Here is a 20,506-nt window from a genome sequence, read left to right on the forward strand (position 1 = left end):
TCAGGCTTGCGCCATCGCCTGTTCGATCTGGCTGCGCGCAGTCTGTGCAATCCCGCGGCGGCCGCTGTGTGCGTCGGGTTCAATCGGCGTCAGAAAGCACACCCGTACCTGACGTACCGGTTCACCCAACAGCCGCAACAGATTGCCGACGAAATGCTCACCCGGTGCGAATGCAATCACGGCTTGTGCATTACACTGCGGGCCATAACACAGCGCCACCGGTTGCACCGGTGCAGCCGCCTCCACTGCAGCGGCAAAGATGCGCGCATGAAACGGCCCCAGGGCTTCGCCGTCACGGGTGCCGCCTTCGGGAAAGGCCGCGACCGCTCGCCCATCGCGCAGGCGCTGGGCCATTTCGGTCATCACCAATCCCAGCGAATCGCCGTTGCCACGTTGCAGGAAGATGGTTTCCGCCTGCGCCACCACCCAGCCGAGCAGCGGCCATGCGCGGATTTCGGATTTGGCAATAAAGCCCATCATGTGCTGTGAATCCAGCAGCATGATGTCGATCCAGCTGACATGGTTGGCCACAAACAAGGTGCCACCTGCCAGTGGTGTGCCTACGCGTTGCAGGCGCATGCCGAAGATCCACAGCAAGTTGCGCGCGAACCAACGCACCGCCGCATGTGACAGCGGCCCGCCGCGGCCCAGCGCGATCAGCAGCATGACCACCGGCAGACCGATCAAGGCGTGCCACAGCAGCAGCGGTGTGCGCCAGACATAGCGCAGCACACGCAACGGGCGGGCGTCGGTGGGGGGGCGGGTGGTCATGCGGGGGGAGACATCCGAAGCTGCGACGGAAACCACGGGCGGCATTATCCGCCAGCGGCAGGCGGTTGCGGTAACACCGCCAAGGTAATCCGGCTGATGCACACCGGCTTGCCGTCTTGATCGTCGATCTCGATCGCCCATACCTGGGTGCTGCGGCCAATATGGATGGGGCGTGCAGTGCCAATCACCACACCATGGCGCACTGCACGCAAGTGGTTGGCGTTGATTTCCAGGCCCACCACGGCATTGCCGCCGGCCAGCAACATGCCGGCGCTGCTGCCCAGGGTTTCCGCCAGCGCCACCGATGCACCACCGTGCAACAAACCATAAGGCTGATGGGTGCGTGCATCCACCGGCATGCGCGCGCGCAGATAGCCATCGCCCAACTCGATGAACTCGATCCCCAGCGCCTCCATCAACGTGCCGCGGTTGCGGGCGTTGAGGAGGTTGAGGGTGATGCCTTCAGGCCATGCGTGGGGGGCAGTGGACAAGGCTTGGCTCAGCCAATCCGGAACGAGCTTGGACGCCAGCTGCGGATATAGGAATCGTTGCCACGGCCGCCGTAACCGCTGCTGCGGCCATAGCCAAAGCCGGCCTCACGCTCGCGGCGCACGTGCATGCGCTCCACCAATTCTTCACGACGGCCATCCAGCCAATCGGTACGGCCCAAGCTGGCCGGATCCACGCCGCGATGCTTGGCTTCGCGTGCACGGTAATCGCAAAAATCATCGTAGGCGTCGAGTTCGTGGGCCAGCTCACGCACCGACAATTCGATCATCACCGCATCGTCGAGGAAGCCCAGCACCGCAACGTTGTCGGGGATGATGTCATTCGGGTCGGCGAAATAAGCCAGTGCGCCCAGCACGCGCTGGCGGTCGGCTTCGTCCAGCGCCCACGCCTGATCGCGCACCATTGCAATCATGTCGTCCAGCCGCAGCAGGCGCTGACGAATGAAATCCGGTACTTCCGATTGTTGCGCACCGGCCAGCATGGCCACGGCGGCGTCGATGACCTCGTCCGCTGACTTGCCTTCGACCGCCTTGCGGGAGCGCTCTGCGGCCTCCTGGAATCGGGCAAGATCCTGGTCGTTGAGCTCGAAATTCAGGCTAAGGGGCATAACAGTGTCCACGGCGCGGAATGAAGACTCGCAGACTAGTGCGGCGCGGCGGTTGCCGTCAATCCGGAAATGCGATGACACGAAGGTTTTGCGATGGTGATGGCCTACAAAATGGGCGAAAGCCCCGAGCCGAAGGCGGTGAACACGCGTACACCCAGCCACTTCAGGCCCAGATCGACGTCCGGGAAGTCACCCACCGGCCGATTGCAGCGCCGAAAGTCGGGGGCAAACGGCGACACCGGCTGTGTCGTCTGCGGGCAGTCTGGGCCGGGCGTGTAGTCGTAGCTGGTGGCGTATTTGATCGGCCACAGGTCGAAGATCGGCATGCGCTCGGAAATGCGCGCCAAGGTGTGCTCTACACCCGGCAGGATCGGCGAGGAATCACGGCGGCCAATCGTCCACGCATTGGCCGGCTGCATGTCGCGCTGGATACTGGCGGCCAGTGCCTGGGCGAAGTGCGGGTCATCGATGACCACTGCATTTTCGGTGTTCCACGTGTCGCCACGGGGGTCGAAATTATGCGTGCCAACCACGCCGATGCGGTCATCGATCACCATCGACTTGGCGTGCAGGCCCATACGCAGGCCGGCGGTTTTCAAGCGCACCGGCAGACCGCCAGAGGATGCGAAGGGGGAGGGCCGCCCAGCCTCACTACTGGGCTCACTGCGCAGACCGCGCTTGGCCAGCCGCCGTGTCAGCCGGTTGGGCTTGATGGCGGGAATCGCCGCATCAATGTGGGGCTCGGCATCCACATCGGTTGTGGTATCCGGGCCGGCGTCCATGTCGGCATCGAGATCAGCATCGGCATCCAGCCACAAGCCGGCACCGGTTGCGCCCAGCTCAAAGGGTGCATCGGCCGGGAATGGTTTGAATTCGTGGATTTGAAAGCCGAAGTCGCGCAGGTAGCGGCGTTTGTATTTGTACGACACGGCATACGCCAGGAAGGCGTCGGTGGCGGCCAAACTATTGGTGGAAATCTGCACGCGCGGTGGCGAGGGTTGTTGGTGCAGGTTGCGGAACAGGTGTTGCGCGGGTTTGGATAACACCAGATACGGGGTTTGCAGCAGCACGTCGTGTTGCGCCCCTGCAATCAGTTGCATCAGGTTCTGACTGGCGAACCCGGCCGGGGTATCGGCATCGGCTTGCAGCAAATCCTTGCGATGCTTCACCGGCAGATCAGCCACAAAGCTGACATGCAGCACCGGCATGGCTGGGGCCACGAAGCGTGCTTGCACCACGGCGTCATCATCCACGCTGGCCAAAAGTGCGCGGACCCGCTTCGGGTTGCGGAATGGGTGGTGCGGTGCGGGTGGCGGGCCATGTTGCTGCAAGTAGCGGGCAACGTCGCCCAGGTGGGCCACCGCCACGCTGCGTGGCGACTGCCAGAAGGCATCGAAATTGGCGGTCATGTCATGCACGACCGGGCCGACCACCATGATGTCGCGGTCGCGGAAGTTGTAGTCCTCGCCCCAGTCGTAATAGTCGTTTTGGTAATTGCGGCCACCGGTGATGCCCACCTGGTCATCCACCACCAACAGCTTGTTGTGCATGCGTTGATTGAGTTGGTGCCAGCAGCATGCGGCTGCCACGGCATACATCGGCAGCGACAGCCGGGCGCGATCGAGCACCGGGTTGTACACCCGCAACTCCAGGTTGGCGTGCAGTGACGCCAGAGCGGCAAAGGTTTCCACCTTGCGCAGCGCCGCTAGTTGATCGACCAGCACGCGTACTTTCACCCCACGAAATGCGGCCGCCTGCAATTCATCCAGAATCAGCTGCGCGGCGTCGTCTTCGTCGAAGATGTAGGTCTGCAAGTCAATGCTGTGCTGCGCGCTGCGGATCAGATGCACCCGCAGCAGCAGCGCGTTGGGCGCATCATCCAGCAGCAGTGCGCGGTGCTGCGGCGCTTTGGGGGTTGAGGCGGCCAAGGTGGCCTGTGCCATCTGCAACACCGGTGAGGCCAGCGCGCAGGCATCGCTGCGGGTGCAGTCCACTTGCGTGCTGCGGGCTGCTTGCGCGATGTGTTCGGCGTGGCTGCGTTGTTGTGGCGATAGGCTGGCGCAACTGGCAAGCAGCAGCGCCAGCAGCCCGGTCAGGCATCGACCGAGGAGGTGCTCAGGCATCGCTTCACGGCCACCAGAACTGCGACAGGCGTGCGGCTCCGGGCTCGACTGCGGCATCGGCAGGAAACTCGAGTACCGCGACGCCGGAGGGAGGCATCCCGCGGTAGTCGCCGGTTTGCCCGCTGTGCAGCAGCGCCGCCAATTGTTCCAGCCCGGGGTTATGGCCGACGATCATCAGCCGCTCGGCATCCCGGTGCGCATCGGCCAGCGCCGCCAAGGTGCCGGGATCGGCTTCGTAGATACTGGGTTCTTCACGGACATCATCGCAGCCCAGCGCGCCCAGCGCAGCCAAGGTCTGGCTGGCACGCACCGCAGGCGAGCACAACACCCGGCCAGGTAACAGGCCGTGTTCGCGTAACCACTGCCCGGCTGCGGTGGCCTCGGCCAGGCCGACGGCAGACAACGGACGCTGGGCATCGGCCTGCCCCGGCGCGGGAGGTTCGGCGTGGGCGTGGCGGAGCAGGATCAAGTCGCGCATGAGACGTTCCTGTGACTGGGGCTTGCAGCGTACATGGCTGCGCGAATTTGCGCAGCTTGTGCTGTTTGATCCCATCAAGAACAAGCCCAGGCTGCTGGATTACACCACCACCCAGCAACGCACCACCTTGGTGTACGACACCGGCGGTTTCCTCAGCCAGCGCAAAGGCGAGCACGGGCAAGCCTTGACCTACCACTACAACGCCAATGGCGATGTGGATCAAATCAAGGATGCGTTGAATAACAGCACCACCTACAGCTACGACCGCCAGCGCCGTGTCACCAGCACCACCGATGCGGCGGGCACCACGCAGCTCACCTACAACGCCTTGGGCTTGACCACGCAGGTGCGCGATGCCCGCAACAACGCCACCAGCTACAGCTACGACGGCCTGGGCAATCTGCTGGCGCAAACCAGCCCGGACACCGGCAGCACCAGCTTCAGCTACAACGCCGTGGGCCAGCGCACCCAGCAGCAACGTGCCGATGGCAGCACCTTGGCCTATACCTATGACGCCCTGGGCCGCCTGAAAACCCAAGCCGGCGGCGGCCAAACCCGCACGCTCACCTACGACACCTGCACCAACGGCAAAGGCCAACTGTGCAGCGCCGCCAAGACCGGCGGCACAGCCACCACCGACAACTTCAGCTACACCGCGTGGGGCCAGTTGGCCACCCGGCAGGATGTGCTGGGTGCCGCCACCGACACCACCAGCTACAGCTACGACGGCATGGGTCGCTTGGCCGGCATCGGCTACCCCAGCGGCGTGAGTGCGGGCTACAGCTACACCCAAGGGCGCTTGGACAAGATCACCGCCACGGTGAACGGGGCCACCAGCACCGTGGCCAGCTTCGACGGCTACCGGGTGTTGTCGGCCTGCCGGCCTACCCCGCGTGCCGTGTGTACGCTTGCAGTTGTGCGACGGCGTCGTGCAGGCGGTCGGTCAGCGTGGCGACAGCGTCCCAGTGGCCGCTGCGACCGGCGGTTTCCAGTGCGGCGGCGGCTTCGCCCAAGTGGTGTGCGCCCACCAGCCGCGCTGCGCCTTTGATTTTGTGGGCCTGCCGGGTCAGTTCAGGCAAATTGTTGGCAGTGTGCAGCCGGTCGAGTTCGGCCAGGTCGGCATCGGTGCTGGCCAGAAAGTCGGTTAGTAGCGCGCCGGCTTCAGCGGGATCGCCACCGGTCAGTTCCGTCAATATGCTGCGATCCAGGATATTCGTATCTGCGATGTTGGATGCAGTGGAGGCTTGGGTGTTGTTTTCGGTTTGGATGCGCAGACTGTCGGCGTGACTGGCATCGGCATCGCCTCGCGTATGCGGTAGCCAGCGTTGCAAACAGACGCCCAGCGTGGCGATGCCCACCGGTTTGGCTAGGTAGTCGTCCATGCCGGCCTCCAGGCAGCGCTCGGCTTCACCTTTCAGGGCCGAGGCGGTGAGTGCAATCACCGGCGTGCGTGGCAACCCGCGTTGGGATTCCTCGCTGCGGATCTGGCGCGCCATTTGATAGCCATCCATGTGTGGCATGTGCACATCCGACAACACCAAGGCATAGCGGCCAGTCCGCCAGGCATCCAAGCCTTGAACACCATCTTCGGCTACTTCCGAGGCATAGCCGGCCAAGGCCAATTGCCGTTGGATGACTTGCCGGTTGGTGGCGTGGTCGTCCACCAGCAAAACCAAACTGCGTTCTTGCTCGGCAATGGACACACTGGGAAGTTTGCGCGGCGCAAAGCCGGCCACTTGTTTGCCGGGCAGTATCATGTCCGGTAATTCGTCGGCGGGCGCACGTTGCAAGCTGACCTGCAAGCGCATGCTGGTGCCCTTGCCGAGGGTCGACTCCATGGTAATGGTGCCGCCCATCAATTCGGCAATGCGGCGGCAAATCGCAAGTCCCAGGCCCGTGCCACCAAAGCGGCGTGTGGTGTCGGCTTCGGCCTGTGCGAATGGCTGAAACAAGCGGGCCTGTGCCTGTTGGCTGATGCCGATGCCGGTGTCGGTCACGCGGAACACGATGGCATCACTGCCCATTGCGCCCGCTTTGGGCTCATGCCCTGCGCATTCTGCGGCAATGGTAATCCGGCCGCGCTCGGTGAACTTGAGTGCGTTGGACAAAAAATTACTGAGCACCTGACGCAGCCGCACCGGGTCAACATAGTGCGCGGGTGCGATAGTGGGGTCGATCTCGCACAGCAGCAGCAAGCCCTTGCTGGAGGCTGTGCCTGAGTAGTTGGCGGCCACGCTGTTGAGTAAATCGGGCAGCGAAGTCGGCAACGGTTCCAGCTCCATCTTGCCGGCTTCGATTTTGGAAAAATCCAGAATGTCGCCAATGATGCGCAGCAGCGATTCAGCGGAGCTGGAAATGACCCTGAGCGAGCGCCGTTGTTCGGTATCCAGATGGGTATGGCCAAGCACTTCGATCATGCCGGTAATCCCGATCATCGGGGTGCGAATTTCATGGCTCATCGCCGCAAGGAAGGCACTCTTGGCGTGATTTGCATCGCGTGCGCGCATCTCGCTATCACGCAGGGCGCGTTCCAGACGTTTTTGCATGGTCAGGTCGGTGGCCACGGCCAACAAGCCCACCATGGTGCCGGTGTCGTCGCGCATTGCCGAGAGTGCCAACAATACCGGCAAGGTACGACCGCGTTGATGGCGCAGTGCAAATTCGCGTGGCGGTTCGCGGTGCCGGGCCAGCTCGTGCAGTGCCGTCCAATTGGCTGGAATCGTCTTGCCATAGGCTTCACTGAGCGAGCGTGCCAGCGCACCCAGGGCGTCCGGATCTAGCACCACATCCAGTGTTTCGCGGCCAAGCAAACTGCCCGCCGGCCAGCCCAGCAAGCGTTCCGCAAATGGATTGATCTGCGAAAATACGCCATCTTCATCGACCGCAAAAATTGCAGTAGGTGCAGCCTCCAGCAGCAGGCGTTGGAATTGCTCGCGGCGTTCCAGTGCAATCCGCACACGTTCGGTATTGCCCAATTGCTCGATGAGCTGGGCTTCGATCCTGCGCACGTGGTTGCGCATGCCCAGGAAACTGTCCATCACTTCACCCAGCTCGCCGCGCGGCATATAGCGAGGTTGCATGGTGTAGTCATTCAGGGTCATTGCGCGCGCCAGTTCAGTCAGGCTTTCCACCCCGCGATAGCCGTTGCGCAAAATGCGCCGGCCCAACACCGCGACCAAGCCAAGGCATAGCAACGACAGCCCCACCCGCACCCGCCCCAACCATTGCGCACGGGCCTGCTCGGCGGCGACCAGCGCGGCAGCGCGTGCTTGTACGAGACTATCGAGACGCTCCAGCCGTTGCACCAGTGGATCGGCGGCAGGAAACAAATCATGATCGGCAAATTGGCCCAGCGCCAAAATATCTTGCTGGTGCAAGATGGTTTGCAACTTCTCGAAGGCGGCATCGGCCTGTGGCCGCTCCAGTTGCGCCTGCGTCAGTAAAGCCGCCGCTTCGCTATCCAAGGGCATGGCTTGCAGTGCCTGCCATTGGGTTTCGGAATTGGCCTTGGCCTGATTGATCGCAGACTCCGCCTGCTGCCAGTTGATCAGATAATTGCGGGTGCGAAAGGTGGTGTCGATCAGGCCTTGCTCGTAGGCGTTGGAGAGCTTGCGGATGCGATGCATGCCGGTCAGCACATCGTCCTGCATCGCCGTCATCGAGCGCTGCATGAAGTACTGGCCGGATTGATCCAGCAGCAGCACCAATGCGCCGGTAATCAGGAACAGCCCGAACAAACCCAATAATTGGTGGCGAATTCCGGCCTTGGAAGGGTCAAGCAACATCAGGCGTTAGTTGCCAGGACGCCGCCAGCGTGCCACCGCTGCCTGCAGTTCGCTGCCTGGCACGGGCCTGCCAATCAGCCAACCTTGGGCGATATCACAACCCAGTTCGGCCAGCATCTGCCAGTCCTCAATGGTTTCCACGCCTTCGGCCACGGTGACCAAATTCAATTTGCGCGCCAAATCCAGGCTGGCTTCAACCATCGCGCGTTTGCGGGGTTGTGCATGCGAGCCGAACACGAATTCTTTGTCGATTTTCAGTTCGGTGAACGGCACCTGTGCCAATTGCGCCAAGGAGGAGTAGCCAGTACCGAAATCATCAATCGACAGTCCAAACCCCTTCAATCGCAGCCGTGCCAACAAGCCCAACCCGCGAGCGGCATCGGACATGACAGAGCTTTCGGTGATCTCGAGCACCACGTCTTCGGGCAGGATGCCGTAATTTTCGGCAATTGCCTGATAGCGATCGGCCGCCGTCGAGTCTGCTAGCGCCAACGGCGACACATTGACCGACAATTTCAAGCGCATGCCGCTTTGATGCCAACGCTGCAGCCATTGGCAGCCCTGTTCCAGCATGCAGTCAGTGAGCAGGTTGGCATAACCCTCACGTTCCAGTACCGGTACAAACAGCACCGGGCCGACCACGCTGCCATCGGGGCGTTCCCAGCGTGCCAAGGCTTCAACCCCCACCACCTTGCCGTTGCCGAACTCCACTTGCGGTTGGAACCACGGCACGATTTGGCCCTGCTGCAATGCAGCTACCAAATCCGGCACGCTGAAGTCGGCTTTGCTTTCGTCCTTGGCTTCGCCGACATGGTCGTCAAACCGCGCCAATAACACTTCCAGTTTTTCGCGGGTCAGCGGCTTTTCCACGCTGCCCAGCACGCGCAGTCCATAGGCGCGCGCCATGCTTTGCACGGTATGCAGGAGTGCAGGATCCAGTGCACTGACTACCGCCACCGAGCGCGCAAGGCGCTCATGTGCGATCAGCCCAATACATTCGACGCCATCCATGCCGGGCATATCCAAGTCCACCAGCACCACATCGGGCAGGGTGCTTTGCTGACGCAACACGTTCAGTGCATGCAGGCCATCGGCACCCTCCAGCGTGCGTTCAACTCCCAACTCATTGAGCAGGCGCAAGGCGATGCGGCGCTGAAAGCCGTGGTCTTCCACCACCATCACCTGCAGTTCCGACCAGCTCATGCAACCTCCCCGAAGCACGTGGCGAGCGGCAAGCCTACCCCAGCAGGGGGCAGGATGGGAGATTCGCAGTGGATTGGGTCATGTATGGGGCAGTACGGGCCGCTACACTCATGGCGCAATGGCCAGAGGAGCCGGTCTTGAACGCGTTGTTTGAGTTGTCTGCACCGTGCTGGCATTTTGTGCTGCGTGCCAGCGTGATCTACGTTCTGGTGATGGTATTGATGCGCGTGTCCGGCAAACGTGCGGTCGGGCAGTTCACTCCGTTCGATCTGATCTTGTTGATCCTGATCGGCAATGCCGTGCAAAACGGCATCAATGGCGGCGATAACTCACTGACCGGCGCCTTGATCATGGCCAGCACCTTGATCGTCCTGAATTACGCGGTGGCATGGGGGTCGGCGCGGCATGCCGGGTTTCGTCGCTTGGTGGAAGGTGCGCCGGTGATGTTGGCGCACGCCGGGCGGGTGGATCACGCCATGCTGCGCAAACAATTGGTGAGCACCGCCGATTTCGAAACCGCCATGCGGCAGGCCGGCTGCGCCGATGTGGCTGACATCCAGCGCGCCATACTTGAGACCAATGGCCACATCAGCATTGAGCTGCGCGACAAAAAGTCGGGTTAGCGCAACTCGCGCAGCCAATCGCGCGGGCGCAGGTAGTGGGCAAGGCGTGCTTCGGCACTGCCGGCCGCAGGCGTGTAGCCGTATTCCCAACGCACCAGTGGCGGCAGGCTCATCAGAATGCTTTCGCTGCGCCCACCCGATTGCAGGCCGAACAGCGTGCCGCGATCGAACACCAGATTGAACTCGACATAACGCCCGCGCCGGTACAGCTGGAACTGGCGTTCACGCTCGCCAAAGGGTGTGTGTTTGCGGCGTTCGACAATCGGCAGATACGCGTCCAGAAAGCCATCGCCCACTGCGCGCAAATAGGCAAAGTCGGTGTCGAAGTCAGTATGCAGATCATCGAAAAACAGGCCGCCCACGCCACGGGTTTCGTTGCGATGCTTGAGCAGGAAGTACTCGTCGCACCAGCGTTTGTGCGCGTCGTAGCGCTGGTCGCCGCCGAATGGTTCGCATAACGCGCGTGCGGCCCGGTGCCAATGCAGCACGTCCGCATCAAACGGATAGAACGGGGTCAAATCAAAGCCGCCACCAAACCACCACGCCACCGTGTCATCGCCGCGCATGGCGCGAAAATGGCGCACATTGGCGTGGGTGGTGGGCAGATACGGATTGCGTGGATGGAAGACCAGCGACACCCCCACCGCCCGCCACGAGGTGCCCGCCAGTTCCGGCCGCGCCACGCTCGCCGACGGCGGCAAGGTGTTGCCGGAGACATCGGAAAACCCGATCCCCGCCTGCTCGAATACTGCACCATCACGCAGGATCCGGGTGCGCCCACCACCACCTTCGGCGCGTTGCCAGTGGTCTTCGTGGAAGGTGGCACTGCCATCGGCCGCTGCAATGTCCGCGCAGATGCGGTCTTGCAGGCCGGTGAGGTAGGCGCGGATGGTGTCGATGGCAGGAATGGCCGGGTTCATGCCGACATTGTAGTGAGCATCGCCATCATCAGTGCCCGTGGCTGTGGGCTGCTGGCAATCACCACCTTGTTGAACCCCGCGTCGCGTGCGGTGATTGCCAAACGTTCACTGGCGGCAAGCACATGCATGCCTTGCAATCCAGGCAGCAAAGACGCTGGTATTTGGGCCAGCAGTGCGTGCAGCGCTTCGGCGCTCGTTAGCGCCAAGCCTATGCGTTGTGGCGTTTGCAACACAGCGGCCAGCAACCGCCAGCGACGCTCTGGAATCGACACGGTGCTGCGCGCATACACATCGACACGGATGACCTGCGCGCCACGTGCTTCCAGTGCTGGTTGCAAAACGCCGCGCCCACCTTGCCCGGTAATCAGACCGATGCGCTTGCCTTGCACTTGCGCCAGTGCCGGGAGTGCCAACAGTCCTTCGCTATCCATCCGCGCCGGTGCGATGGCGTCGATACCCGCACGCACCAATGCGCGCCGGGTGCCTGCGCCCACCGCAATCCAGCGTTGCTGGCGGCGCATGCCCGGTGATGTCAGTGTGATGGCGGTACGCGCTGCGTTGGGGCTGGTGAATAGCACCACATCGGCTTTCAGTGCCGTGGCCAATGCGCCGCGTGTTTGCGCATCATCCTGTGCGGTGATGGCGATCGGTGAAATGGCCAGCACGCGTGCGCCCAAGCGCGCTGCCGCGGCACGCAGGCTGGCGTGTTGTCTGCGCGGACGCAGCGACAATACGGTGCAGTCTTGAAGTGGAAGTGCTTGATCGATAAGGCGCGGCATGCGCCAAGCTTGGCACAGCAAGCACGGATGCGGCAGGCTAGTGGCATGGACGCACACGTGAACCCCGCAGCGCTGGATGCTCTGGCCGTACATTTCAATGGCATGCCGCCGGTGGCCTGCATGCAACCGCGGATTCTGGATTGGCACGCAGGCACGCTGCGCCTGCGGGCACCGCTGGCGGCCAATATCAACGACAAGGGCTGCGCATTTGGTGGCAGCCTGGTATCACTGATGACGATTGGCGCGTGGGGCTTGATTTCGCTGGAGGTGGAAAGCGCCGGCCTGCATGCCGATATTTTTGTCGCTGATTCACGGGTGCGCTACCTCAAGCCGGTGTTTGAAGACATCGTGGTGGAGGCGGTGTTCGATGATGCCAGCGAGCATGCGCAGTTGGTGGACAGGTTGCGCAAACAGGGGCGGGTGAGTATCCGGTTGCAGGCCAATACCCTGTTGCAGGATGGGGGAGTGGCGGCAACCTTTGTGGGTCGTTACGTCGCGATTGCCAAGGCATGAGGGCAGTACCTGCAAGGCCGCGCCATAAACCTGCGGCATAAACCAGCTAGGATGCGGGCTTCCCCCGCTGGAGAGTCTGCAATGTTCAAACTGGCACTGCGCTGTGTGTTGATCGCTTGCTTGGCGATGTTGGCGGGTTGCCCGAAGTCTGCCAGCAAGGGCACCGCACTGGATGAAATTCAGTACACCTGGTCGGCAGCGATTCGCTGGGGCGACTTCGAGGGCGCATGGGGTCTGGTCGATCCCAAGGTGCGCGAAGCCCACCCGATGACCGATCTGGATTTTTCCCGTTTCAAACAAGTCCAGATTTCGACCTATCGCGATACCGGCAGCAGCATCGTGGGGGGGGATGTGGTGCGCGACATCGAAATTGGCGTCATCAATCGCAACACCTTGGCCGAACGCAGCGTGCGCTACCGCGAGCGCTGGCGCTATGACGAGGCTGCCAAAACCTGGTGGCTGACCTCGGGAATGCCGGATTTGTGGCAGGGTGAGTAAGCTGCGCCCGCAAAGTTGGCGCGTGCAGACGGGGCGGCAGGTACAATTGCCGCCCCGTGATTCGTGGTAGTTGCCGTGACCTTTGCCGACCTGGCCGCCTTTGCTGGCCGTAATCCCGTGTTGTCGCTGGCTTTGGTGGGCCTGACGGTAGCCATCATCGTCAATGAAATCCTTGGCCTGCTGAGCGGCGTGCGGCGCATCGGCCCGGCGCAACTGACCGCCTTGGTCAATCGCGATAACGCCTTGGTCGTGGATTTGCGCGCGATCGGTGATTTCGAAAAAGGCCATATTGCCGGTGCCAAGAACGTGCAGATGAGCCAGTTCGATCCTGAAAACAAGGCACTGGCCCCCGCCAAATCACTGCCTGTCGTGTTGGTGTGCCAGGTTGGCCAGACTGCTACGACTGCAGCCAAACGCCTGCGCAAGGCGGGCTTCGCACAGGTGGCGGTATTGGAGGGTGGCATCCAGGCGTGGCAGTCGGCCGACTTGCCGCTGGTCAAGGGGCGCTAAGCCGCCTGCAAGCTTCGGCGGGGGATCGGTTGCCCTTGTGAATGGCGCGGGTCACCCCATGTCCTAGGTTATCGCCCGCCAACGGTGCGATAATTCCCTTTTACTTGTGCGCCTTGTGCACATTCATACGCATACCTTGGAGTTGTCCATGTCCGATGAAACCCTGAACGGTGCCGCTCCGGTTGCCGATGCCCAGCCGCAAGGCCCTCTCTTCACTGTCGAGAAGTTGTATGTGAAGGATCTGTCCTTCGAGGCGCCGAACGCACCGCAGGTGTTCAACGAACAAGGCCAGCCGGACTTGCAGATGAAGTTGAACCAGAAAGTGCAGCGTCTGGCCGACACCGCATTCGAAGTCAGCCTGGGCATCACCCTGACCTGCACCTTGAATGGCAAGACCGCTTATCTGGCCGAAGTGGAGCAGTGTGGCGTGTTTGGTTTGGGCGGCATGGAAGACCATATTCTGGACGCGATGCTGGGTATCCAGTGCCCGAACATCCTGTACCCCTACGCCAGTGCCGCCGTCGGCCAGCTGATCACCGCGGGTGGCTTCCCGCCGTTCCCGATGCAGCCGATCAACTTCGATGCACTGTACGGAGAAACCCTGCGCCAGCGTAGCGAACAGCAAGCTGGCGGCGAATTGGCCAACGCTGAAATTGCCGGCAACGCCTGAGCGACTCGGTTGCATGATGCCGTCCGCTAAACCGGCGGTTGCCGTACTTGGCGCGGGCTCTTGGGGCACCGCGCTGGCCGCCTTGATTGCCCGTCATGGTCACCCCACCGTGTTGTGGGGCCGCGATGTGGCCACCGTGGCGACAATCGATGGGGGCGGCGAAAATCCGCGTTATCTGCCGGGCATTGCGTTGCCCGGCAACCTGCGTGCCACCACCTCCTTGCACGAGGCGCTGGTCGATGCCGCTTTGGTGCTGGTGGTGGTGCCCTCGCATGCGTTCGCTGAAACCTTGCGCGCGCTCGCCCCATTGCGCCCGCCGCAGGCCGGGGTGGCGTGGGCGACCAAGGGCTTCGAGCCGGGCAGTGGCCGCTTTCTGCATGAAGTTGCTGCCGAAGTATTGGGTGATGACGTGCCGTTGGCGGTGGTGACTGGGCCGTCGTTTGCCAAGGAAGTGGCGCAAGGGTTGCCCACCGCACTGACCGTGCATTCGGACGATGCCGTGTTTTGCCGGCAGGTGGCCGATGTGCTGCACGGCCCGGCGTTTCGTGCCTATACCGGCAACGACATGCGCGGCGCCGAGCTGGGCGGGGCGATGAAAAACGTGCTGGCGGTGGCCACCGGCGTGGCCGATGGCATGGGGCTGGGGTTGAACGCCCGCGCCGGGCTGATTACCCGTGGCCTGAATGAAATGCTGCGGCTGAATATCGCCCTGGGCGGCCGTCCGGAAACCCTGATGGGCTTGGCCGGCTTGGGTGACTTGGTGCTGACCAGTACCGGCGATTTGTCACGCAACCGTCGGCTGGGCTTGGCGCTGGGGCGCGGCTCCTCGATCGAGGATGCGGTGCGCGAAATTGGTCAAGTAGTGGAATCGATCCAAACCGCCGATGAAGTGATGCGGCTGGCCACCCTGCACGGTATCGAACTGCCGATTGCAGAGGGCGTGCGCGACGTCCTGCATGGAAGTGTGACTCCCGCAGAAGGATTGGCGCGATTGATGGCGCGCGAACAGAAAGCCGAGTACCCGCAGGACTTGTTCGGTTGAGCGTCTGCGTTTGAGCACACCCAGGTAAGCCAACTGAAAACGCCCGGCATTGCCGGGCGTTCGGGTGTTGCACGGTGTTGCCCGGTTTACCAGCTGAAGCGCGGGCCCACGAACCACTGGGTATCGCCGCCGTTGACGACGCGCACGTCGGCATTGACGCCCCAGTTCTGATTGAACTTGGCAGTGGCGCCCAAGCGGCCATAGGCCTCGCCTTTGACGTGGTTGCCATCCATATACCCGAGCATGGCGTAGCCTTCGATGTTTGGCGTCAACGCACTGCGCACACCGCCTTCGATGCTGTAGCCATCGGCCGTGATGCCAGCGCCGGCGTCCAGCTTCTCATAGGCCACATTGGCCACGAAGTCGGTGTTCTTGCCAATCTGCGTGTTGTAGCCGCCACCCACGCGCCACTGGTCGAAATCAACGCTGGTGTGCTTGATCTTCTGGTTGGAATAGTCAGCGAACAGATGGAAATTCGGATGTACGGCAACCGAGCCGTTCAGGCCCCAGCCGTCGGCATCCGGGCCGTTGGTGTTGGTGGCGACATAGCCGCCCTGCACGTAGTTGTAGTTGATGCCGTCGGCCGCAGAGGCAGCAAAGGGCAGGGTGGCAATCAGGGCAAGGGCAATGGCATAACGCTTCATGAGGGAGACCTCCATGTTGTTGTTGTGGGTGCCTCACCAGGCGGCGGGCACGGGTGCAATTTCGATGATTGCGTCACAACACTGGCTGAATCCAAAACTGATTGGTACAGGAATTGTTCAATATGTAAGCAGTAGAAGCACGCACCTTACGCTTGGCCCTGAAAGCGGTACCTTTGGCCAGGTGTTGTCCGCTTTAGCGCCAGCCCGGCGTACAGATGTCTAAAAGCACCAAAGGAAAGCCAGCACGATGATGGGCACGCACCAATCCCTGCTCCGCCATTTAGTGTTCATTGCATGCGCAGCGCTGCTGGCCGCGTGTTCGCACATCGGCCGCCAAGTGCCGACGGTGTTCCAAGGCAAGTTCAGCCCCAGCGGCAAGTACTACGCGTACATCTACCAGAGCGTGTTCATCTTTTCCTATCAACGCACCGGCGGTCGTTCCGTCAGCAATGGGTCGCTCACCTATTACCTGCAAGTCGTCGATTCGAGCACCGGTCAGAAACTGCTGGCCAAACCGCTGAAGCCGCGGGAGTTCGATTGCACGTATCCGCAGCTCGGTGCTGTGAGTGAGGCGCATGTACTGATCGCATGTTCCAATAGCAAGGGTCAAGCGCAGGCTCCGTTCGTGTTCTCGATCGCTACACAGCAAGTCACCCTGACGGGCAAGGCCATTGCCGAGCGTAACCCGGCGCTGGGCGGCGTCCACGGTACCGATTTCTATCGTAGCCGCGAGCAGCTGAGTGCCTTCATCATGGAAGCCAGCGATGGGCGCAAATACCAGCTGAACCCGGACAGTGGCACCGCGCAGCCGGTCACTGGTGACTTCGAACGGCTGGATATCGACGATCCGCTTCGCGGTGAATTGCCCAAGAGTCTGCGCGAAGCCGGGGACGGGCGACGCTACATTGAGGTGGCAGCGCGCGGGCAGTCACGGCGGTCGACGGAAGATTTTCTCAGGCCCAAGTATTTGATGCTTGGCCATGACACCGAGGATCACTTCTCGCCGGCAACGCAAGTGGATGGTGGTTTTCTGGTGTTGTCCAACACCGTGAAAGACAGCGGCCAGCACAAGCTGCTGTCGCTGGTGGATGCCGCCACGTTGGCCACCCGCTGGAGCACGCCGCTGCCGCAGCAGCGCGGCGACTGGGCCAACGGGTTCGATAACGAGCAGTTTGTGCAGCAGGGCAATCAACTGTTGGTGGCGAACTCGTCGCAACTGCTGCGGATGGATCTGCTGACTGGCCAGATCACGCGCAATGTGGATTTGGTGGATTAAAGACGGATGCGGCGCGGCTTGGCGTCAGGCGCAGCCATCAAAACCCTGCTGTCGCCACGCTTCAAACACCATCACCGCCACCGTATTGGACAGGTTGAGGCTGCGGTTATTGGGCCGCATCGGCAGGCGCAGGCGTTGACTTGCCGGGATGTCGTCCAACACATCGGCGGGTAAGCCGGCGGTTTCGCTGCCGAACAAAAACACATCGCCAACGCGGTAGGTGGGGCTGTCGTAGCGCACCCGGCCACGGGTGGACAGTGCGAACACGCGCGGCGCGCTGCTTTGGCTGGCTGCAATGGCGGTCAGTGCGGCGGCCAAGTCGTCGTGCACCTGCATCGGAGCATATTCGTGGTAGTCCAGCCCGGCGCGGCGCAGCTGTTTGTCGTCGATGTCGAAGCCGAGCGGGCGCACCAGGTGCAGTTGCGCGCCGGTATTGGCGCACAGGCGGATCACATTGCCGGTATTGGGCGGGATTTCCGGGCGATGCAGGATGACGTGAATCATGCACGCATTGTAGGGCGTGGGCGCTGGCGTGACTTCTGTCTACTGCAGGCAATCAAGGATGGCAGCTATCATTACAGGTTAACGGCGTCGTTCGTGACGCCCATCACAGGAGTTGCCGATGTCCATGCTTCGTCCCGCCGCGCTGGCGTTTGCCCTTGCCACCGCGCTGTCAGCCGGAACCTATGCCCCCGCCGTACAAGCAGCCAACGCGCCGGCGGTGGATATCAAATACGAAAGTTTCACGCTTCCCAACGGCTTGCGCGTAGTGGTGCACACCGACCGCAAGGCCCCGATCGTGGCGGTCAACGTGTGGTACCACGTGGGCAGCAAAGACGAGCCGGCCGGCCGCACCGGCTTTGCCCATTTGTTCGAGCACCTGATGTTCAACGGCAGCGAAAACGCGCCCGGCGAGTTCTTTGCCCCGTTCAAGGACATCGGTGCCACCAACCAGAACGGCACCACCAATTCCGACCGCACCAACTATTTTGAAAACGTGCCGACCACCGCGCTGGATACTGCGCTGTGGATGGAGTCCGACCGCATGGGCCACCTGCTGGGTGCGATCGACCAGAAGACCTTGGACGAGCAGCGCGGCGTGGTGCAAAACGAGAAGCGTCAGGGCGAAAACCAACCCTACGGGCAAGTGTGGGACGAGCTGGGCAAGATCATGTACCCGGCTGGTCACCCTTACCACCACAGCACCATTGGCTCGATGAACGACCTCAACGCGGCCTCGCTGGAGGATGTGAAGACTTGGTTCAAGACCTGGTACGGCCCGAATAACGCGGTGCTGGTGCTGGCCGGTGACATCGATCTGGCCACCGCCAAGGAAAAGGTGAGCAAGTTCTTTGGTGATATTCCCGCAACACCCACTATGACCCAGCCGAAGGTGGATGTGGCCGCGCACACCAGCAATTCGCGCAGTGAAATGACCGACACGGTGCCGCAGTCGCGCATCTACCGGGTATGGAATGTGGCGCAGTACGGCACCCCGGATCTGGACCGCTTGCAATTGCTGGCGCAAATTCTGGGCGGCGGCAAATCGTCGCGCTTGGAGAGGCGTCTGGTACATCAAGACAAACTGGTGGACAGCGTCAGCGCCGGTGCCTACGGCTCGCAGTTGAGCAGCACCTTCATGATCACTGCTGCCGTCAAGCAGGGCGTGGACGTGGCCAAGGTCGAGGCGGTCATCGACGAAGAATTGAATAAATTGTTGAAAGACGGTCCCAGTGCCGACGAAGTGACGCGCAATCGCACCGCCACCGAAGCCGGTTGGATCCGTGGCGTGGAGCGCATTGGCGGGTTTGGCGGCAAGGCCGATGCGCTGGCCGAATGCGCGGTGTTCATGGGCAATCCTGGCTGCTTCCGCGACAGTCTGAAAACGCTGGCCGAAGCCACCCCGGAAAACCTGCGTGCCAGCGGCAATGCCTGGTTGGGCGCGGGCAAGGGTAGCCACACCTTGGTGGTGAACCCGGGCAAGCGCGTGGCGATTACCGAGGAGGCCACGGTCAAGCCGACCCCGTTCAATACGCCCAAAGTGGATGCCAAGTACAAGACCACTGCATCCACGGTGAACCGCAGCAAGGGCGTGCCGATGCCGACCAGCTTCCCGAAGTTGGTGTTCCCGGCGCAGCAGCACGCTACCTTGCGCAACGGCACCAAGGTCATTTTGGCCGAGCGCCATGACATCCCGGTGGTGCAGATGAGCTATGACTTCCGTGGGGGCGCTGCAGTGGATCCGGCCGACAAGCCGGGCATGGCCAATTTCAGCATTGGCCTGCTGGATGAAGGCGCTGGTGATTTGGATGCACTGGCATTTGCCGATCGCGCGCAGGCGCTGGGTGCCACGGTGGGGGCCAGCGCTGGCCTTGACAGCAGCAGTATCTATTTGTCAGCGTTGAAGCAGAATCTGGAGCCGTCGATGGCGCTGTATGCCGATATGCTGCGCAAGCCGCGTTTCGAGCAGGCCGACATCGACCGCGTGCGCGGCCAATGGATTGCCGGCATCAAGCAAGAAAAAGCCAATCCCAATGGTTTGGTGCGGCGCGTCCTGCCGGGCTTGGTGTATGGCGCGGGACATCCGTATGCCAACCCAAGCAATGGCACCGAGGCGGCGATTGCAGGGCTGACTCGCGCCGACATCCAAACCTGGCATGACACCGCCCTGCGCCCGCAGGACGCCACCTTGGTGGTGGTGGGTGACACCACGTTGAAGGAAATCCTGCCATTGCTGGAAAAGCAGTTTGGCGATTGGCAAGCGGCCGGCAAACGCAGTGCTGCAGCAGCGATCCCGATGGCGGCGGCACAGCCCAAGGCACGTGTCTTCATGATCGACCAGCCCGGCGCCGTGCAGGCCAATATCGTGGCCGCAGAAACCCTGCCGTCCAGCAACGATGCCAAGTCGGTGCAGTACGACATGGCCAATATGGTGATCGGTGGCGACTTCACCGCACGTTTGAACATGAATCTGCGTGAAGACAAGCACTGGTCATACGGTGCCGGTAGTGGTGCCGGTAGTGCGGTGGGGCAGCGCTTGTGGCGGGCCAGCGCACCGGTGCAAATCGACAAGACCGGTGAGGCGATGGCGGAAATGCAGCGCGAACTCGGCGATTACACCAGTGGCAAGCGTCCGGCCAGTGCCGAGGAAGTGGCCGGCATGAAGAAGGTGCTGACCTTGACGTTGCCGGGTGCCTACGAAACGGCTTCGGCGGTGATGAATACCATTTCCAGTAATGCCCTGTATGGCCGTCCGGATGATTACGTGTTCAAGCGCAGCGCCGAGATCGAGGCCATGACCCCGGAACAGGTGAACGCTGCGGCCAAGGTGTTGGCCAGCCAAGCACTGACGTGGCTGGTGGTCGGTGACTTGTCCAAGACCCAAGGCCCGGTGGAGGCACTGAAGCTGGGTGAAGTCACCGTGCTGGATGCCGATGGCAAACCGGTGGTGAAGAAGTAAGCATGCCTTGAAGTAGACATGCCGTTCATCCTGTTGCACCGAAAGCCCGCCACACTTGGCGGGCTTTCTTTTGCCGATGCCGAGACAATCCGAT

19 protein-coding genes and 1 pseudogene are annotated in these 20,506 nt (G+C 62.0%); 9 read left to right on the forward strand and 11 right to left on the reverse strand.

All coding sequences use genetic code 11. The features are described 5' to 3' along the window. The 5 genes from K7B09_RS10210 to K7B09_RS10230 all read right to left on the reverse strand — a co-directional run bounded on the left by K7B09_RS10210 (position 1) and on the right by K7B09_RS10230 (position 4,489). Positions 1–912 (reverse strand): lysophospholipid acyltransferase family protein, encoded by a 912-nt coding sequence (locus K7B09_RS10210; RefSeq protein ID WP_374349226.1) that lies wholly within the window; start codon positions 910–912, stop codon positions 1–3. Continuing rightward, positions 816–1,187: a hotdog fold thioesterase gene (locus K7B09_RS10215; protein WP_223629451.1), complete on the reverse strand. Its 372-nt coding sequence runs from the start codon at positions 1,185–1,187 to the stop codon at positions 816–818. Before K7B09_RS10215 ends, K7B09_RS10210 begins: the two co-directional genes overlap by 97 nt. An 83-nt stretch (positions 1,188–1,270) precedes the next feature. Further along, the gene (locus K7B09_RS10220; RefSeq protein ID WP_223629363.1) at positions 1,271–1,888 is read right to left on the reverse strand and encodes a YkvA family protein; all 618 of its coding nucleotides are present in this window, start codon (positions 1,886–1,888) and stop codon (positions 1,271–1,273) included. Between the two features lie 104 nt (positions 1,889–1,992). Further along, positions 1,993–4,011: a phospholipase D-like domain-containing protein gene (locus K7B09_RS10225; protein ID WP_223629364.1), complete on the reverse strand. Its 2,019-nt coding sequence runs from the start codon at positions 4,009–4,011 to the stop codon at positions 1,993–1,995. A 4-nt stretch (positions 4,012–4,015) separates the two neighbouring features. Beyond that, complete coding sequence (locus tag K7B09_RS10230) at positions 4,016–4,489, reverse strand: SixA phosphatase family protein (protein ID WP_223629365.1); 474 nt, start codon at positions 4,487–4,489, stop codon at positions 4,016–4,018. Here K7B09_RS10230 and K7B09_RS13355 point away from each other — a divergent pair. Next, positions 4,488–5,018 (forward strand): annotated as a pseudogene (locus K7B09_RS13355) (hypothetical protein); the annotation flags it as partial. The gene K7B09_RS10230 and the pseudogene K7B09_RS13355 overlap by 2 nt on opposite strands. A 355-nt stretch (positions 5,019–5,373) precedes the next feature. Here K7B09_RS13355 and K7B09_RS10240 read toward each other — a convergent pair. After that, positions 5,374–8,274, reverse strand: coding sequence for a hybrid sensor histidine kinase/response regulator (locus K7B09_RS10240; protein WP_223629366.1), 2,901 nt, complete (start codon positions 8,272–8,274; stop codon positions 5,374–5,376). Positions 8,275–8,280: 6 nt separating this feature from the next. Further along, complete coding sequence (locus K7B09_RS10245; protein ID WP_223629367.1) at positions 8,281–9,477, reverse strand: EAL domain-containing response regulator; 1,197 nt, start codon at positions 9,475–9,477, stop codon at positions 8,281–8,283. A 137-nt stretch (positions 9,478–9,614) separates the two neighbouring features. On the opposite strand from K7B09_RS10245, the gene K7B09_RS10250 reads away from it, so the two are divergent. Next, positions 9,615–10,100: a DUF421 domain-containing protein gene (locus K7B09_RS10250; RefSeq protein ID WP_223629368.1), complete on the forward strand. Its 486-nt coding sequence runs from the start codon at positions 9,615–9,617 to the stop codon at positions 10,098–10,100. Here K7B09_RS10250 and hemF read toward each other — a convergent pair. Together hemF and K7B09_RS10260 are read right to left on the reverse strand one after the other, a co-directional pair. Next, complete coding sequence (hemF, locus tag K7B09_RS10255) at positions 10,097–11,020, reverse strand: oxygen-dependent coproporphyrinogen oxidase (protein ID WP_263296811.1); 924 nt, start codon at positions 11,018–11,020, stop codon at positions 10,097–10,099. The genes K7B09_RS10250 and hemF overlap by 4 nt on opposite strands. Beyond that, positions 11,017–11,799, reverse strand: a complete 783-nt coding sequence (locus tag K7B09_RS10260; protein WP_223629369.1) for a uroporphyrinogen-III synthase — start codon at positions 11,797–11,799, stop codon at positions 11,017–11,019. The genes hemF and K7B09_RS10260 overlap by 4 nt, the downstream gene beginning before the upstream one ends. 45 nt (positions 11,800–11,844) lie before the next feature. Between K7B09_RS10260 and K7B09_RS10265 the strand changes: the two genes are divergently transcribed. The 5 genes from K7B09_RS10265 to K7B09_RS10285 all read left to right on the forward strand — a co-directional run bounded on the left by K7B09_RS10265 (position 11,845) and on the right by K7B09_RS10285 (position 15,032). Beyond that, positions 11,845–12,312, forward strand: coding sequence for a YiiD C-terminal domain-containing protein (locus K7B09_RS10265; protein ID WP_223629370.1), 468 nt, complete (start codon positions 11,845–11,847; stop codon positions 12,310–12,312). An 81-nt stretch (positions 12,313–12,393) separates the two neighbouring features. Further along, positions 12,394–12,810, forward strand: coding sequence for a hypothetical protein (locus K7B09_RS10270; protein WP_223629371.1), 417 nt, complete (start codon positions 12,394–12,396; stop codon positions 12,808–12,810). 75 nt (positions 12,811–12,885) lie between these two features. Then, positions 12,886–13,320: a rhodanese-like domain-containing protein gene (locus K7B09_RS10275; RefSeq protein WP_223629372.1), complete on the forward strand. Its 435-nt coding sequence runs from the start codon at positions 12,886–12,888 to the stop codon at positions 13,318–13,320. 148 nt (positions 13,321–13,468) lie between these two features. Next, positions 13,469–13,990: a protein-export chaperone SecB gene (secB, locus tag K7B09_RS10280; protein ID WP_223629373.1), complete on the forward strand. Its 522-nt coding sequence runs from the start codon at positions 13,469–13,471 to the stop codon at positions 13,988–13,990. A 16-nt stretch (positions 13,991–14,006) separates the two neighbouring features. Continuing rightward, positions 14,007–15,032 (forward strand): NAD(P)H-dependent glycerol-3-phosphate dehydrogenase, encoded by a 1,026-nt coding sequence (locus K7B09_RS10285; RefSeq protein ID WP_223629453.1) that lies wholly within the window; start codon positions 14,007–14,009, stop codon positions 15,030–15,032. A gap of 86 nt (positions 15,033–15,118) precedes the next feature. Here the strand turns inward: K7B09_RS10285 and K7B09_RS10290 are convergent, their stop codons facing one another. Beyond that, positions 15,119–15,676 (reverse strand): OmpO family porin, encoded by a 558-nt coding sequence (locus K7B09_RS10290; protein ID WP_223629374.1) that lies wholly within the window; start codon positions 15,674–15,676, stop codon positions 15,119–15,121. Between the two features lie 247 nt (positions 15,677–15,923). On the opposite strand from K7B09_RS10290, the gene K7B09_RS10295 reads away from it, so the two are divergent. Continuing rightward, positions 15,924–16,952: a PA2928 family protein gene (locus K7B09_RS10295; protein ID WP_223629375.1), complete on the forward strand. Its 1,029-nt coding sequence runs from the start codon at positions 15,924–15,926 to the stop codon at positions 16,950–16,952. 24 nt (positions 16,953–16,976) lie between these two features. On the opposite strand, the gene K7B09_RS10300 is transcribed toward K7B09_RS10295, so the two are convergent. After that, entirely contained in the window at positions 16,977–17,456 is a 480-nt protein-coding gene (locus tag K7B09_RS10300) for a tRNA (cytidine(34)-2'-O)-methyltransferase (RefSeq protein ID WP_223629376.1), read from the reverse strand. Positions 17,457–17,574: 118 nt separating this feature from the next. Here K7B09_RS10300 and K7B09_RS10305 point away from each other — a divergent pair, with 118 nt between their 5' ends. Continuing rightward, positions 17,575–20,412: a M16 family metallopeptidase gene (locus K7B09_RS10305; RefSeq protein WP_223629377.1), complete on the forward strand. Its 2,838-nt coding sequence runs from the start codon at positions 17,575–17,577 to the stop codon at positions 20,410–20,412. Positions 20,413–20,506: the final 94 nt, after the last annotated feature.

The organism is Thermomonas beijingensis (assembly GCF_020034655.1).
GTDB classification, from domain to species: domain Bacteria; phylum Pseudomonadota; class Gammaproteobacteria; order Xanthomonadales; family Xanthomonadaceae; genus Thermomonas; species Thermomonas beijingensis.

What these genes read in the sequence shown, in the direction of transcription:
- K7B09_RS10210 (WP_374349226.1), bottom strand. Translation starts at nt 912, where the DNA reads ATGGGCGATCGAGATCGACGATCAAGACGGCAAGCCGGTGTGCATCAG.
- K7B09_RS10215 (WP_223629451.1), bottom strand. Translation starts at nt 1,187, where the DNA reads ATGGAGGCGCTGGGGATCGAGTTCATCGAGTTGGGCGATGGCTATCTG.
- K7B09_RS10220 (WP_223629363.1), bottom strand. Translation starts at nt 1,888, where the DNA reads ATGCCCCTTAGCCTGAATTTCGAGCTCAACGACCAGGATCTTGCCCGA.
- K7B09_RS10225 (WP_223629364.1), bottom strand. Translation starts at nt 4,011, where the DNA reads ATGCCTGAGCACCTCCTCGGTCGATGCCTGACCGGGCTGCTGGCGCTG.
- K7B09_RS10230 (WP_223629365.1), bottom strand. Translation starts at nt 4,489, where the DNA reads ATGCGCGACTTGATCCTGCTCCGCCACGCCCACGCCGAACCTCCCGCG.
- K7B09_RS10240 (WP_223629366.1), bottom strand. Translation starts at nt 8,274, where the DNA reads ATGTTGCTTGACCCTTCCAAGGCCGGAATTCGCCACCAATTATTGGGT.
- K7B09_RS10245 (WP_223629367.1), bottom strand. Translation starts at nt 9,477, where the DNA reads ATGAGCTGGTCGGAACTGCAGGTGATGGTGGTGGAAGACCACGGCTTT.
- hemF (WP_263296811.1), bottom strand. Translation starts at nt 11,020, where the DNA reads ATGAACCCGGCCATTCCTGCCATCGACACCATCCGCGCCTACCTCACC.
- K7B09_RS10260 (WP_223629369.1), bottom strand. Translation starts at nt 11,799, where the DNA reads ATGCCGCGCCTTATCGATCAAGCACTTCCACTTCAAGACTGCACCGTA.
- K7B09_RS10265 (WP_223629370.1), top strand. Translation starts at nt 11,845, where the DNA reads ATGGACGCACACGTGAACCCCGCAGCGCTGGATGCTCTGGCCGTACAT.
- K7B09_RS10270 (WP_223629371.1), top strand. Translation starts at nt 12,394, where the DNA reads ATGTTCAAACTGGCACTGCGCTGTGTGTTGATCGCTTGCTTGGCGATG.
- secB (WP_223629373.1), top strand. Translation starts at nt 13,469, where the DNA reads ATGTCCGATGAAACCCTGAACGGTGCCGCTCCGGTTGCCGATGCCCAG.
- K7B09_RS10285 (WP_223629453.1), top strand. Translation starts at nt 14,007, where the DNA reads ATGCCGTCCGCTAAACCGGCGGTTGCCGTACTTGGCGCGGGCTCTTGG.
- K7B09_RS10290 (WP_223629374.1), bottom strand. Translation starts at nt 15,676, where the DNA reads ATGAAGCGTTATGCCATTGCCCTTGCCCTGATTGCCACCCTGCCCTTT.
- K7B09_RS10295 (WP_223629375.1), top strand. Translation starts at nt 15,924, where the DNA reads ATGATGGGCACGCACCAATCCCTGCTCCGCCATTTAGTGTTCATTGCA.
- K7B09_RS10300 (WP_223629376.1), bottom strand. Translation starts at nt 17,456, where the DNA reads ATGATTCACGTCATCCTGCATCGCCCGGAAATCCCGCCCAATACCGGC.
- K7B09_RS10305 (WP_223629377.1), top strand. Translation starts at nt 17,575, where the DNA reads ATGTCCATGCTTCGTCCCGCCGCGCTGGCGTTTGCCCTTGCCACCGCG.